13 protein-coding genes are annotated in these 14,679 nt (G+C 46.5%); 1 reads left to right on the top strand and 12 read right to left on the bottom strand.

Features of this window, described 5'->3' with window-relative positions; translation table 11 throughout:
* Window positions 1-58: 58 nt before the first annotated feature.
* The 5 genes from HMPREF2700_RS05405 to HMPREF2700_RS05385 form a co-directional block, all read right to left on the bottom strand.
* Window positions 59-1,465 (bottom strand): dihydrolipoyl dehydrogenase, encoded by a 1,407-nt coding sequence (locus HMPREF2700_RS05405; RefSeq protein ID WP_070590823.1) that lies wholly within the window; start codon window positions 1,463-1,465, stop codon window positions 59-61.
* 254 nt (window positions 1,466-1,719) lie between these two features.
* Window positions 1,720-2,457 carry a redoxin family protein gene (locus tag HMPREF2700_RS05400; RefSeq protein ID WP_070590821.1) on the bottom strand — a complete coding sequence of 246 codons (738 nt, stop codon included), beginning with the start codon at window positions 2,455-2,457 and terminating at the stop codon, window positions 1,720-1,722.
* A 188-nt stretch (window positions 2,458-2,645) separates the two neighbouring features.
* Window positions 2,646-3,431 carry a 1-acylglycerol-3-phosphate O-acyltransferase gene (locus HMPREF2700_RS05395; RefSeq protein WP_070590820.1) on the bottom strand — a complete coding sequence of 262 codons (786 nt, stop codon included), beginning with the start codon at window positions 3,429-3,431 and terminating at the stop codon, window positions 2,646-2,648.
* Window positions 3,432-3,495: 64 nt separating this feature from the next.
* Window positions 3,496-4,323, bottom strand: coding sequence for a DNA-formamidopyrimidine glycosylase (gene mutM, locus HMPREF2700_RS05390; RefSeq protein ID WP_070590855.1), 828 nt, complete (start codon window positions 4,321-4,323; stop codon window positions 3,496-3,498).
* A 43-nt stretch (window positions 4,324-4,366) separates the two neighbouring features.
* The gene (locus tag HMPREF2700_RS05385) at window positions 4,367-5,026 is read right to left on the bottom strand and encodes a class I SAM-dependent methyltransferase (RefSeq protein ID WP_070590818.1); all 660 of its coding nucleotides are present in this window, start codon (window positions 5,024-5,026) and stop codon (window positions 4,367-4,369) included.
* A 156-nt stretch (window positions 5,027-5,182) separates the two neighbouring features.
* On the opposite strand from HMPREF2700_RS05385, the gene HMPREF2700_RS05380 reads away from it, so the two are divergent.
* Window positions 5,183-7,291 carry a LysM peptidoglycan-binding domain-containing protein gene (locus HMPREF2700_RS05380; protein ID WP_070590817.1) on the top strand — a complete coding sequence of 703 codons (2,109 nt, stop codon included), beginning with the start codon at window positions 5,183-5,185 and terminating at the stop codon, window positions 7,289-7,291.
* 353 nt (window positions 7,292-7,644) lie between these two features.
* Here HMPREF2700_RS05380 and HMPREF2700_RS12005 read toward each other — a convergent pair whose 3' ends face one another.
* The 7 genes from HMPREF2700_RS12005 to gatC form a co-directional block, all read right to left on the bottom strand.
* A complete protein-coding gene (locus HMPREF2700_RS12005) occupies window positions 7,645-8,223 on the bottom strand; it encodes a ferredoxin reductase domain-containing protein (RefSeq protein WP_283129676.1) in 579 nt (192 codons plus the stop codon).
* 58 nt (window positions 8,224-8,281) lie between these two features.
* A complete protein-coding gene (locus HMPREF2700_RS12000) occupies window positions 8,282-8,935 on the bottom strand; it encodes a ferric reductase-like transmembrane domain-containing protein (protein WP_283129674.1) in 654 nt (217 codons plus the stop codon).
* Between the two features lie 376 nt (window positions 8,936-9,311).
* Window positions 9,312-10,316: an FAD-binding oxidoreductase gene (locus HMPREF2700_RS05370; protein WP_070590816.1), complete on the bottom strand. Its 1,005-nt coding sequence runs from the start codon at window positions 10,314-10,316 to the stop codon at window positions 9,312-9,314.
* An 84-nt stretch (window positions 10,317-10,400) separates the two neighbouring features.
* Window positions 10,401-11,831, bottom strand: a complete 1,431-nt coding sequence (gene gatB, locus HMPREF2700_RS05365; protein WP_070590814.1) for an Asp-tRNA(Asn)/Glu-tRNA(Gln) amidotransferase subunit GatB — start codon at window positions 11,829-11,831, stop codon at window positions 10,401-10,403.
* Window positions 11,832-11,930: 99 nt separating this feature from the next.
* Window positions 11,931-12,551, bottom strand: a complete 621-nt coding sequence (locus HMPREF2700_RS05360) for a trimeric intracellular cation channel family protein (protein WP_049331484.1) — start codon at window positions 12,549-12,551, stop codon at window positions 11,931-11,933.
* 97 nt (window positions 12,552-12,648) lie between these two features.
* Window positions 12,649-14,097 carry an Asp-tRNA(Asn)/Glu-tRNA(Gln) amidotransferase subunit GatA gene (gene gatA, locus HMPREF2700_RS05355; RefSeq protein WP_004520128.1) on the bottom strand — a complete coding sequence of 483 codons (1,449 nt, stop codon included), beginning with the start codon at window positions 14,095-14,097 and terminating at the stop codon, window positions 12,649-12,651.
* A gap of 150 nt (window positions 14,098-14,247) precedes the next feature.
* Window positions 14,248-14,538 (bottom strand): Asp-tRNA(Asn)/Glu-tRNA(Gln) amidotransferase subunit GatC, encoded by a 291-nt coding sequence (gene gatC, locus HMPREF2700_RS05350; protein WP_063075405.1) that lies wholly within the window; start codon window positions 14,536-14,538, stop codon window positions 14,248-14,250.
* Between the last annotated feature and the right edge of the window lie 141 nt (window positions 14,539-14,679).

Below are 14,679 nucleotides of genomic sequence, written 5' to 3'. Positions count from 1 at the left end.
AAAAAGGCCGTCTGAAACCTCACTACAAGTTTCAGACGGCCTTTATTCCATCAAATAATCAAGCCTGTTTCAATTTTGCATCGGCATCACGCAATGCAGTGCGCAGACCTTCCTCGATAACCGGATGGTAGAACGGCATATCCAGCATTTGCGGAATCGTCATCTTCATTTGATGCGCCCAAGCCATCAAGTGTGCCAAATGTTCGGCAGCAGGACCGACAACTTCCGCACCAATGAAACGGCCGGTTGCTTTCTCAGCATACAAACGCATATGGCCTTTGTTGACCAACATAACGCGGCTGCGGCCTTGGTTTCGGAAGGAAACTTCGCCGATTACAAACTCATCAGGCTGATATTTTGCCGTAACTTGCGCATATTTCAAGCCGATAGTGGCAATTTGCGGACTGGTGAATACCACGCCGATGACGCTACGGCGCAAACCGCCCTCAATATTCGGGAAAATAGCGGCATTATGACCGGCAATTTTGCCTTGGTCGGAAGCTTCATGCAGCAGAGGCAATTGATTGGATGCATCGCCTGCGATAAAGATATGCGGAATGCTGGTTTGCATGGTCAGCGGATCAGCAACAGGCACGCCACGCTCATCTTTTTCGATATTCAGGTTTTCCAAACCGATATTGTCCACATTCGGACGGCGACCGGCGGCAGCCAAAGCATATTCGGCATGGAACACACCTTTTTCGCCATCTTGTTCCCAATGAACTTCAACATTGCCTTCTGCGTCCAATTTGACTTCGGTTTTGGCATCCAAATGCAAAGTCAACTCTTCACCAAAAACGGTTTTGGCTTCTTCAGCGACAACAGGGTCAGAAATACCACCAATCGCACCGGCCACGCCAAAAATTTCAACTTTCACGCCTAAACGGTGCAAAGCCTGACCCAACTCTAAACCGATTACGCCAGGTCCGAATACGGCCACACTCTTAGGCAGGGTATCCCAAGAGAAAACATCATCGTTCACAATCAAGCGATCACCCAAAACTTCCCACTGAGGGAAAATCACAGGACGCGAACCGGTGGCAATCACAAAACTTTTTGCAGTGATTTGAGTATGGTCATCAATTTGGACGGTGTGTTCGTCAACAAATTTTGCCGTACCCATAATGCGCTTGTCGGCAGGCCACTCTTCTACATCGCTGACTACAAAACCGACAAAACGGTCGCGTTCGGACTTCACGCGGTGCATGACTTCTTCGCCGTTTACCGTTACGCTGTCTTTATCCAAATGCACGCCAAACGGATCGGTATGCAGAGCATGATGGCGCGCTTCCGCAGCTGCAATCAGCAATTTGGACGGCATACAGCCGACACGCGCACAAGTTGTTCCGAATACATTGTTTTCAATCAGGTAAACATTGTCTGTATGAAGTCGGGCATTGCGAAATGCGCCCATACCGGCTGTACCGCCACCCAGTACTACCACATCTGCTTGAATCTTTTTCATATTTTATCCTTACTGTCTATATCCAAACCGATATTGCCATCAGGTTATCCATTTTTCAGACGACCTAAACTTCATAAACTATCAAAATTTAAAAATCAATAGCCAATATCTAAATATCGATTTAAAACAATAATCTCAAATTCTACTTGTAAATATAGAGTTATTCAGAACGCCGATTTGTAAACGTCGTCTGAATAACTCTATATTTGGGTCTTTCAGACGGCCTTTTCAAGCCGTCTCAAGCATACAGGCAATTAGTTTTTAGCCAAGTAAGCTTCCAAGTCTTCGCTGCCGCCGATGTATTTGCCGCCGATGAATACTTGAGGAGCAGTCATCTTGCCGGTAATAGCGCGTACGGAAGTAACAGTTGCATCTTTGCCCAATACGATTTCTTCGTAAGACAAGCCTTTGTCTTGCAGAGCTTTTTTAGCTTTAGCACAGAATGGGCAGCCAGGTTTGGTGAAGATGGCAACAGACTCTTGAGCTTTCCACTCAGGAGCGATATATTTCAACATAGTGTCAGCATCAGACACTTTGAAAGGATCGCCTGGTTCTTCAGGTTCGATAAACATTTTTTCAATCACGCCGTCGTTAACCAGCATGGAGTAACGCCAAGAGCGTTTGCCGAAGCCCAAGTCTTCTTTGCCAACCAACATGCCCATGCCTTCAGTGAATTCACCGTTGCCATCAGGAATCATGTAGATGTTGTTAGCTTCTTCTTCAGCAGCCCAAGCGTTCATGACGAAAGTATCGTTTACAGATACGCAGTAGATTGCGTCAATACCGTTTTCTTTGAACGCGCCAAACAATTCGTTGTAGCGTGGCAGATGAGAAGAAGAGCAAGTTGGAGTAAATGCGCCAGGCAGAGAGAACACGACTACTTTTTTGCCTTTGAACAAATCATCAGTAGAAACATCTTTCCAAGTGTCACCAACGCGAGTGCGGAATACTACGGAAGGTACTTTTTGACCGGTACGATCTTGCAAAGCCATTTTTAAGCTCCTTAAAAATTCGGGTTTGAGAAATGAATCAATGCTTGCATTTTAATGCAGGCCTATCGATTTGTATAATTTATAGTTCAAATAATATTAATTACATCAAACTATCAATTCAATTAAACCGAAAACAGCTATTCTTCTAAATGAAGGCTGTCTGAAATAAAACAAGTACCTGACTGAAATTATTTTTTAGGTAAAGGCTGAACGGGAGAATCCGAAGCCACAATTTCACCGATGGCTGTTTCCGCAATATCCTTCAAAGCATAGCGGTCTTTATCCGGCATGTCTGTCGGTTTGTACTGAGGCAAGAAATCCAAACGGATACGGATTTTCTTCATAGAAACAATGCGCCATAAAGACTGAAATAGGTTTACCTCCGCATAGGATGGCAGATCCGTCCGTTGTCCTTCATCATCATAATAGCGTAAGGTTACCGCCTGAATCGGCGCTTTCGCATCAATAGCCGATTGAAACAGGGCTGCTTTAAACGGCAAAATACCCAAGCCGGAAGAAGTCCGCGCCTCGGGGAAGAAGCTGACATTCTGCCCTGCTTTCAATGCCGCACAAATCGCCTGATTAATCGGCTCGACATCACGGCGGGAATTGCGGTTAATAAACACCGTGCCGGCATTTTTACCCATTTTCCCCAAAACCGGCCAACCGCTGATTTCCTTTTTTGCAATAAAACTGCTCGGATAAACGGCGCTCATAGCAAAAATATCCAACCAAGACACATGGTTGGCCACGACCAAAGTACCGCTCACATTTCCTTGAGGCGGTACGCCGATTTCCAATTCGATATCCAAAGCATCCAATGCACCTTTTCCCAAAACAACCACAGCGTGATTGCGTTCCTCTGCGTTGTTGCCATCGATGGCACGCAAATCCCGACCGGTTCTGAATAACCAAGCTGCCAAACGGCAAAGTCTGCCCAGTCGTTTAAAAAAAGGAGCTTTTTGTTTAGACATAAAATTTCTTCTGTATTGTGTTCATTATTTTCAGACGGCCTCTGACATTTAAGGCCGTCTGAAACTATTTCTGGCAATTTGGACAATAAAATGTTCCACGCTGCCCCAAAGTTTCTTTAAAAATCAACCCGCCACATTGGACACAAGGCTCATTGTGGCGGCCGTAAACCGTATATTCCTGCTGAAAGTAGCCGTTTTTCCCATCGCTATTAACGAAGTCTCGTAGCGTACTGCCGCCCGTTTCAATCGCCCTTTGCAGAACTGCTTTAACAGTCTCCACCAATAATGTGCATTCTTTCTTGGTCAGCTTATTCGCCGGACGCAATGGTGAAATACCTGCCTTAAACAGGCTTTCATTCGCATAAATATTGCCGACGCCAACCACCACCGCATTATCCATCAGCGCTAATTTGACCGCACGCTTTTGGTTTTTTAATTTCTGATACAGGTAATTTACATCAAAATCATCCGAGAGCGGCTCCGGCCCCAACTTTTCCAACAGAGGATGATGCTCTGCAATACCCTCATACCACAATACCGCACCAAATTTACGCGGATCGTGATAACGCAATACTGTGCCGTCATTAAATACAAAATCTAAATGATCATGTTTATCCGGCGTGGCGATACGCTCATCATCGACGGTAAAAATCCGCAAACTGCCGGACATGCCTAAATGAATAAGTAAAATACCCGTTTCAAAAGTAATAATCAAATACTTCGCACGACGGTTGCATGTCAAAACCTTGCGCCCGGCCAAAATTTGCGCCAAGTTCGGATGAATAGGCCATCTCAATTTAAACTGGCGAATAATGACTTTTTCTATCTTTTTGCCATCAATATGCGGCGCGATTCCGCGTAAAGTCGTTTCCACCTCAGGTAATTCAGGCATCATTATTCTCCAAATTCATCATTATATATAGGCCGTCTGAAAACTATTTGGCCAAACGTGCCGTACTTAAAGCAACCGTATTGCCATCGAATGCAGATTCCAATTCAGGCAAAGGACGGACACCAATCAAATGTTTCGTTAAAACCACACCATAAACCGCCGCACACTGCGGCCACCACCTATCCCCGGCCTTTTCCATAAACCGCCAGAACTTCAAAGCAGATGGCGAATTTACCGCAGGCAGATAATCCATAAACTGCCCATATTCCATTTCAAAACCAATAGCGGCAATTTTTCGTTTCAACTCAGCCAGAGCCAAGCATTGAGATTTCATAGGCAGTCTTTTGCCATCAAACCACGAGCTAAATCCCCACAAAGATCTAGGGTTAAACCCCGTCAAAATCAACCTTCCTTCAGGGTTTAATACCCTAAACGCCTCTTTCAATACCAAATCGGCAGATGAAATTTCCAAAAGATGGGGCATCAATAACACATCCACAGAATGAGTTTCAAATGCCAACATTTCAGCATCCATCCGCACATCGCACGGCACCACAATCATATTTTCAGACGGCCTCTGCCATATACCGCCTAATTGAACTGCCACTTGACCATTCAAATATTGCAAATGCCGTCTGAAAAAATCCGCCTCTTTTTGAGCAAGATATTGTCCCATTGGCGTTTGTATAAAAAAAACTTCCATTAAAGACTCCCCTATGCATCCCGACTTGTGTGACAGAATTTTAACACCACGACCACATCATACAAGCAAATTCCCTGCCCGACTTGACGTTTGAATGCTGAAACGATACCATCGAAAAGACGAAATTTTATTATATATTTGATAACTCTATTTACTATGGCAAAACTAAAAACCATCGCTCTGACCGTTTCAAGCCTGTCGGCAGTTTCCGCCACAGCCTACGCGCAAAACGCTACGCCCAACCAAGTCGGCATGGCCATGATGCGCCTCAACTCCTCCCTGCTCGACCAAGCCAAAGCACAAACTTTCGGCTCTGGCAGCTTGTGGGCATCATTGCGTAAAGACTTCCGCATCAACGAAGTCAACACAGAACTGGTTCGCCGCCATGAAAACAAATTTGCAGCAAACAGTGCATATTTCGACCGCACCATCTCCCGCAGCAAACCTTATATGTACCATATTGCCAATGAAGTTAAAAAACGCAATATGCCTGCTGAAATCGCTTTACTGCCTTTCATTGAAAGCGCATTCGTAACCAAAGCCAAATCTCATGTCGGCGCATCCGGCCTGTGGCAATTTATGCCGGCTACCGGCCGCCACTTCGGCTTGGAAAAAACGCCTTTATATGACGGCCGCCACGACGTTTATGCCGCTACCGATGCCGCATTAAACTACCTGCAATACCTGCACGGCATGTTCGGCGATTGGTCTTTGGCCCTTGCCGCTTACAACTGGGGCGAAGGTAACGTCGGCCGCGCCGTAAACCGTGCCCGTGCTCAAGGTTTGGAGCCGACATACGAAAACCTGCGTATGCCGAACGAAACACGCAATTACGTTCCCAAACTTTTGGCCGTCCGCAATATCGTTGCCAATCCGCAAACTTTCGGCATGAATATCAGCGAAATCAGCAATCAGCCGTATTTCAAATCCATCAGCATCGACAAACCTATTGATAACAGCACAATCGCTCGCTTTGCAAACATCAGCGAAAGCGAACTGCTAGCACTCAACCCAGGTTTCAATGCCCCGGTATTCATCCCTAAAAACAACCGTCGTCTGTTGTTGCCAGTTTCTGCGGTTTCTGCATTTGAAAAGAACTACCGCAATGCCAATCCAGATACCCTGATGTCTTGGGATATTTATACTTCCTTGGGTAACAAAAAGCTTAATGCCATTGCCAACGATACCGGCATGAGCGTAGCCGAACTCAAACGCCTCAACGGCCTGAGCGGTAGCGCCATTTCTGAAGGCCGCAGCATTTTGGTAGCTAAAAACTCAGCTACCCAAAGTCAAGATATCATTAACTTTATCGACAAAGATAATACGCCGGATACTTACCAATCCAATATGCCGGCCATGTCTCCGATTATTGCTTCCAACGTAGCAGAACCGGTTAAAGTCGCTCAAACTACCGTGACCAATATTGTTGCACCTGTTATTCCACAGTCCAGCAAACCGGTTGACTTTATTGCACGTAGCAAAGCTGATAACGTTACTTCCATAGCGGCAACAGAAACCAAGGCGCAGTCTCAAGTTGCAAGTGCAGAAGTAGCTGCCCCTGTTGTAGCCATGATCCATACTACTGCTGAGCCTGCTGCTACAAATGTTGCAGAAGCACCAAAAGCAGCTATCCCTGCAGACTTGACTGCACCGACTGTTGCTACAAACGATGTAGCCCCTACTCCTGCAGTTGAATCTGTTGCTGCCGCGCCGGTTCAAGAAGAGCATGATGACCTGATGACCTTAGTACAAAGCCGACCTACAGATGAACCGGCAGCAACTGTTGCTGAAGCGACTCCTGAAACCAAACAAGTTCAAACTGTTGTGACTGCTGAAAGCGCTCGTACAGAACGTATCGCAGCCAATATCGTTAAACAGCAAAGCCGCATCAATGCACGTCTTGCCCGTGTAAGCGGTCAACAAGACACACAAACTGCAGCACTTGCAGCAGGTACACACCGTGTAGAAGATGGCGATACGTTATTTAACATCTCCAAACGTTATAACCTGAGCGTAGCTGATTTGATTATTGCCAACAACATCAAAGGTAACAATATCAAAAAAGGCCAAATCCTTCGTGTTACAGCTGCTCCGGCAAAAGTCCGCAGCAACCCGATTCAAAACGTTTCCTACACTGTACGCAAAGGCGATACTTTAAACACCATCGCCAACCGTTTCAATGTTGATGTCAATGATATCCGCCGTTGGAACCGTAATACCCGTACTGTGACTCCTGGTCAACGTTTGAAACTGATCGGTAGCTAATACTCCCCTGTTCTATCCTTGTGAATATATGGCCGTCTGAAATATTTCAGACGGCCATAGCTTTTTACACCTCCCCTTAAAGTCCTATCTAAACATTTAAGGAATTTTGTAAGGACTCTACTGTAAGGATAACCAGAAAATTAAAAAATAGCCTACACCTTCAAAATGAAGCTGCGGACTACTTTTCTTTTCATACTATTAAGGCTGCATTATCAGACTGAAACCTCTTTAAGTGCTAAAGGTCGTCTGAAAAACAAAAAAACAGTCCGCAGCTTCATTTTGAAGGCTTGGACTTGTTTTTATTTGCACTAGGTTAAGACTACGCTCTCAAGCTATCCTACATCTATGGATGTTTAGCGGAATTCAAAGAATTCCAAATGTTGCGACCTTGTTTTCAGGTTGTCTGAAATGCTGCGCGTGAAGCTGCTGCTTCCACATAGCCACAGGCTGCGGTTGGCGCTGTCGCGGACAGTCTGTCCGATATGTTCGGCGGTGAGCCTTTGGGTTTCCGAAGGGATATAGTGGAAATTCACGTTGGCTTGTTGCGCTAAATTTTGCCAATGGGCAAGCGTATCGGCAGACAGATTTCTATCAGCATGGAACCAGTCTATCGACTGGGTAATTGGCTGTTTCGCCAGTTCATTAAGGCGTGCAAGAAATGGGGTAAAACCAATGCCGTTGCTGACCCAAATTTGCGCTTGCTTATCAGAAAAGTCAAAACGTCCGTATGCACCATCGATTTGAACGGTGTCGCCAATGTTCAGGCGTTGTGGCAGGCGGTGTGTGTAATCGCCCAAATCTTTGATAACGAGCGTGAGCTCTTGGTTATCAGGCTGCCAGTCTGAAGCGATGGTGAAGGGGTGGCTTTCTCCGTGTGTGCGTAAAAAGAGGAATTGTCCTGCACAGTGTCCTTGCCATTTCGGGGCATTCAGAGTCAGAGAGAGCAGTTTACCGTTTTGATTCAGGGCGGAGACGGTAGCGTTTTGCGGATTACCGATGCGCTTGAACAGGGCAATCAGCGAACAGGCGATGCCTGCACCTAAAGGCGGCGATGATCAGCCAGCCCAGCGGTTGCGACCAGTAGGAAAAGTTTACCAGTACGATCGTGTGCCACACGAGCGCGAGATAAACGGGTACGACCAGGATATGGAGTTTGGCAAACCAGCGGTAGGGTATGCGTTTGATGAGGGCGGCGACAAGTAGAACGATGGCGACATAAAAAGCGATTTCACCAACTTCTTCGGCAAAGTGGCGTTGGGTAGCCAGCCAATCTTTTAACGTCAATATTTCCTGCATCGGCGGGCGCGGCGGTTTTTTGCCGTCAAACAGTCCGAGCTTTACCAGCCATTTGGGGAATTGCTTGGTAGTCCAGTGCAGGATGCTGCCTGAAAGGGCGATGATGCCGAGCCATTTGTGCAGGCGGTACATTTTGTCCAGTCCGCCGAGCGGGGTTTCCAATATTTTGGGGCGCACGGCGAGTATCAGACAGGCACTCATCGCCAGTATGCTGATGGCGCCTGTGAGTTGCAGCATTAGGTTGCGTATGGGATATACGCCCCATTGGTCTGGGAATGATGTTGCAAGCAGCCATAAAGCGAATATGCCTCCGAAAAATATGGCTAAGGTTAGTTTGATGTTTCTCATGGTCATGGTCCCTGATAAAGTTGAGTTAAAACAGCCTGCGCCGTTTACAGGAAAAATTGTATAGGGAAAAAATTAGATGATAATTATTGTGCTACAAATAAAAGCGTGAATTGACTCAAAACTTGATAAAGTCTCTAAAATATTGAAAAATATGGTTTTGATTAGTTTGACTTCATAGTGGTTTACATTTAAGGCTACCCTAGACAACCCAATCCATACCAAGATTTTATGGACACGCAACGCACGGCGTATTTAAAAATGCCAACTCAAAAAATCAGAAGAGTGTACATAATGCACACTCTTTCAAAGTTTGATTTCTCTTCAAACTCAATGCTTACTACTTGAATTCAAATCTATCTTCTATTTCACAGCATGATTATGCCGGTGAAAAAGCATCACAGAAAAAGGCATCTTCCGGTAAAGCGCATTTTTGAGTCAGCAAACTTTGCGCACTCTCGATCATAGCTGGTGACCCGCAAGCATAAACTTCATATTGGCTTAAATCAGAATAATTTTGTGCGGCAACGTTTTGCACGTATCCATTCTCCCCTTTCCAATCGGAATCAGGCTTAGAAAGAACAGGCGAGAATTTCGCATTTTTCAGACGGCCTATTAATGCTTCTGCTTCTTCCAATGCGTACAAATCCTCCTGCCGACGTGCTCCCCAGTAAAAATGAACCTGACGTTCGCTATTCTGATGAATCAAATCAAGCAAAATACTGCGGATAGGTGCATAGCCTGTACCCGTTGCCAACAAAACAATCGGTTTATCACTATCCTTTTGCAACGTAAATGTACCCAATGGGCCTTTAACGCGGACAATGCCTTTTTCTTTGATTTTAGGCTCTGCACCAAAAATCATTTCCGAACATACGCCATTTTCACGTTTGCGGATATGCAGCTCCAAAACACCTTCCTGGTCAGGAGAATTGGCGATTGAATAGCTGCGGCTGATATTACCGGGAAGAAGCAAATCAATATATTGTCCGGCATAAAATGCAAATGACGGCGCTTTAGGTAAAGCTAATCTTAACAAAGCAACATCATGTTTGATTTCAATCGTTTCGATGCGTACAGGCAAAGTGCGCACCGGCAAGGCATTCGGATTAAACCCCGGTACATTGATTTTCAGGTTGCTCTTCGCAGTAGTGCAGCACAATAGCACTTTACCCTGCGCTTTTTCTTCTGCGCTGATGGCTTTATCAATATGATCGCCCATTTCAAATTCGCCACTCATCAACTCGGCCTTACATTGTCCGCAAGCGCCACTTTTACAAGAATGAGGCAAATTTAAATTCTGACGTGTCGCGGCAGCAAGAACGGTTTCATCCTCGTTTGCCGTAAATGTGATTTGATCTGATAAGGTAATAGTATGTGTCATGGTATTTAGAATAATTTTAGAATTAAAAATAAAGGCCGTCTGAAAAACATTTAAACCCTGTTTTCAGACGGCCTGCCCTATCTATCAAGCTAATTTGGCTTTAATCAGCTCTTGAACTTGAGCCGGATTGGCCTTGCCTTTACTTGCTTTCATCACTTGGCCGACAATCGCATTCAGGGCTTTCTCATTACCGGAACGAAATTGCTCAATGGCTTTCGCATTGTTTGCCAACACTTCATCTACCATCGCTTCAATTGCACCAGTGTCAGTAATTTGTTGCAAACCATGTTTCTCAATGATCTCAGCAATACCTGCTTCAGGCTCTGCCCACATTGCTTCAAAAGCTTTTTTCGCCAGTTTGCTGCTTAATGTTCCATCTGCAACTTTAGCAACCAACTCAGCAAGACGTGGAGCTGTAATCGGGCTTTCAGCCAACTCCAAACCTTCTTTATTCAAGGTGGCGGCAAGCTCACCGTTCATCCAGTTTGCAGTCAATTTACCTTGGCCACAGGCTTTGGCCGCTTCTTCAAAATAGGCGGCTTGAGCGCGGCTGGCAGTCAACAGACGTGCATCATAGTCAGACACGCCGTAATCGGCAACAAAACGCGCCGCCATTTCATGCGGCAATTCAGGCATTTCATCTTTGGCTTTTTGCAGTTGGCCGTCTGAAATAATGACCGGCAACAAATCCGGATCCGGGAAATAGCGGTAATCGTGCGCATCTTCTTTCAAACGCATTACACGGGTTTCGCCTTTTTCAGGGTCAAACAGCATGGTTGCCTGCTGTACTTTACCGCCGTCTTCCAAAATTTCGATTTGCGCTTCCACTTCATAATTGATGGCTTGTTCCAAAAAGCGGAAAGAGTTGAGGTTTTTGATTTCACGGCGTGTACCGAACTCTGCCTGACCTTTTGGACGTACAGAAACGTTGGCATCAACGCGGAACGAGCCTTCCGCCATATTGCCGTCGCAAATATCCAACCAAGTTACCAAACCGTGCAACGCTTTAGCGTATGCCACGGCTTCGGCTGCGGAACGCAATTCAGGCTCGGAGACAACTTCCAACAAAGGCGTACCGGCACGGTTCAAGTCGATACCGGTAGCACCGTTCAAGCCTTCGTGCACGGATTTACCCGCATCTTCTTCCATGTGCGCACGGGTAACATTGATGGTTTTAACCTCATCGCCCACTACGATTTCCAGTTTGCCATGTTCCACAATCGGCAAATCCAACTGGCTGATTTGATAGCCTTTTGGCAAATCAGGATAAAAATAGTTTTTACGGTCGAACACGTTTTTCTGATTGATTTTCGCATCCAAAGCCAAACCGAGTTTAATGGCTTTTTCGACGACTTCGCGGTTCATTACCGGCAATACGCCCGGCAACGCACACTCAACCACGCTGGCGTGGGCATTAGGCTCGGCACCGAATGCAGTGGATGCGCCGCTGAAGATTTTGGATTGGGTGTTGAGTTGGACGTGGATTTCCAGTCCGATTACGGTTTCCCAAGTCATAAGGGTCTTTCTGTCGAAAAAAAGTTAATCGGTTAAATGAGTGATTCGTTTTTCAGACGGCCTGAATAAAAACCATAACAGGCCGTCTGTAAGATAAGTTTATTTCCTGCGGCGTTGGAAACCGGGCAGTTGCCAATGGAAACGGTATGCAGTCAGACGGAACAACAACCCGCCGGCAAAGAGCAGGTTTAACGTAAAAATATTAATCCAGCCCAAATGCCCGAACAGATAAATCAGCCCGCCAATCAAAATGGCCACGCTGCCGTAAAGGTCGGTGCGCAAAATCATCGGCACATCATTGACCAAAATATCGCGCGCAATACCGCCGCCGACGGCAGTCACAAAAGCCAAAGAAATAACGCCGAACAGATTGAGCTGCAAGGCCATACCGATTTGTGCACCGGTAATGCTGAACGCTGCCAAACCGATGGCATCGGCAATAATAAAAGCAGCGGCCAAATAGGTGCTGCGATAACGTTGCACCCTTATCAACCATGCAATGGCAAGCGTGGCAAACACAACAATCAACGCATCGGTTTGCAAAAACACTTGCGGAATCCGGCCGACCAAACCATCTCGTATCATGCCGCCGCCGACAGCCGTCAGTAACGCAGTAATGACAACACCGAGTACATCCAATCGCTTGTTGTAGCCGACCAAATAGCCGGAAATGGCAAACGCGGCTGTCCCAATGATTTGAATGAAGTCGGTAGCTGTCATGTTTTTAAATATCTACAATATGCAGCACCTCAATACATTCAGGCGCTTTTATACGGTTTATTTTCAGACGGCCTTGAATCATCAAGGCCCTAAAACATTATTCCGGCGCTTTAGTGTGCCAATCGCTGTTCAGTTGAACCTGATGTGCAGCGCCCAGAATTTTGGCTTCGGAGAAATAGTTGCCGATAAATTGGACACCAATCGGCAGGCCGTTTGCGCTGAAACCGGCAGGCAGAGTCAGTGCAGGCAAACCGGCAAGGTTCACGGCGATGGTGTAAATATCGGACAAGTACATTTGCACAGGGTCGTGAATGTCGCTGCCGAGTTTAGGCGCGGCAGTCGGCGCAGTTGGCGCCAAAATGAAATCACATTGACCAAAGGCCGTCTGAAAATCATTGGCAACCAGACGGCGCAGTTTTTGCGCTTTCAAGTAGTACGCATCGTAGTAACCATGGCTCAATACATAAGTACCGATCATAATACGGCGCTTAACCTCGCTGCCGAAACCTTCGGCACGGGTGTTGCTGTACATTTCTTCCAAATCGCCGAATTGCGCTGCACGATGGCCATAACGTACGCCGTCGAAACGGGACAAGTTGGTACTTGCTTCCGCGGAGGCGAGAACATAATAAGCAGGAATCGACAATGATGTCTGCGGCAGGGAAACTTCAACAGTCTCCGCGCCTTGAGCTTTAAGCAAATCAATAACGCTTTGCAAGGCCGTCTGAACATCGGCATCCGCGCCTTCGCCGAAATATTCTTTAGGCAAACCAATTTTCAAACCTTTAAGCGGCTTGTCCAAATCACGGGTGTAGTCTTCTTTGTCGCGCTCCAAACTGGTGGAATCGCGCTCGTCAAAGCTGGCCATGGCGTTCAACAAAATCGCACAGTCTTCGGCCGTTTGCGCCATAGGACCGGCTTGGTCAAAGCTGGAAGCATAAGCAACCATGCCAAAGCGTGAAACCGTACCGTAAGTCGGTTTGATGCCGGTAATGCCGCAATGCGATGCAGGCTGACGGATAGAACCGCCGGTATCCGAACCCAATGCAGCCGGTGCCAAACGAGCTGCAATCACGGCAGCCGAACCGCCTGACGAACCGCCGGGAACATGTTCAAGATTCCATGGGTTTTTGGTTGCGCCGTAGAACGAAGTCTCATTGGTCGAACCCATGGCAAATTCGTCCATATTGGTACGGCCAAGAGTAACCATGCCGGCATCCAACAGGTTTTGCACCACAGTGGCAGTATAAGGAGACACAAAGTTATCCAACATTTTGGAGCTGCATGCACTGCGCCAACCTGTTTGGCAGAAAATATCTTTGTAAGCAACTGGCACACCGGTCAAAGCCGTTGCATTGCCGGCCGCGATACGCGCATCGGCTGCCTTGGCTTCAGCAAGGGTCTTATCTTGATCGATGGTAACGTAGCCGTTGATGGCAGGGTTTTTCGCAGCAATAGCGGCCAAATATTCGGTCGCCAATTCGACTGCGGAAATTTGTTTGGATTGCAGCAGGCTGCTGGCTTGTTTGAGCGTGTAAGCGGTCATTGTGCCGTACTTTCTATAAAACAGTTTTTGCTTTCAAAACAGATATTGAAAACATCCGTTTAAATCAATAAATCGGGCCGTCTGAACAGAATATCCTTTCAGACGGCCTTGCAATAGGAGTTTGCAGATGAGCAAAGGCCGTCTGAAACCTTATTCTTCAATCACTTGAGGAACGATATACAGGCGGTTGCGCACTTCAGGAGCAACAGCCTGATATTCTGCGGCGTGATCGGTTTCAGTCACTTTATCTTCGCGCAGGCGCAAAGCGGCTTCGTGCGGATGCGCCATGGGTTCGATGCCGTCGGTATCGACGCTTTGCATGTTTTCAACCATGGCGAAAATGTCGTTCAACTCGGCAAGCGTTTTGTTTTTTTCTTCATCCGTTAAAGTGAGGCGCGAGAGTTTTGCGATTTTTTCCACATCATTTAAGCTTAAAGCCATAAAAAATCCTTGTCTGATAGCAATTTGGGGTATCATTGCATTTCGTCTTCTATGAAGCGAAGAATTATAACCGAAAACCAAACAGGTTGGCATGGTGTTTTGATTCAGACGGCCTTTTAAGGGTGCATTTATCCGTCTAAA

It is taken from the genome of Neisseria sp. HMSC068C04, from assembly GCF_001810105.1.
GTDB lineage: Bacteria > Pseudomonadota > Gammaproteobacteria > Burkholderiales > Neisseriaceae > Neisseria > Neisseria flavescens_B.
The sequence above is the reverse complement of the archived record's forward strand: the minus strand, read 5'-3'. Positions and strand labels throughout refer to the sequence as shown.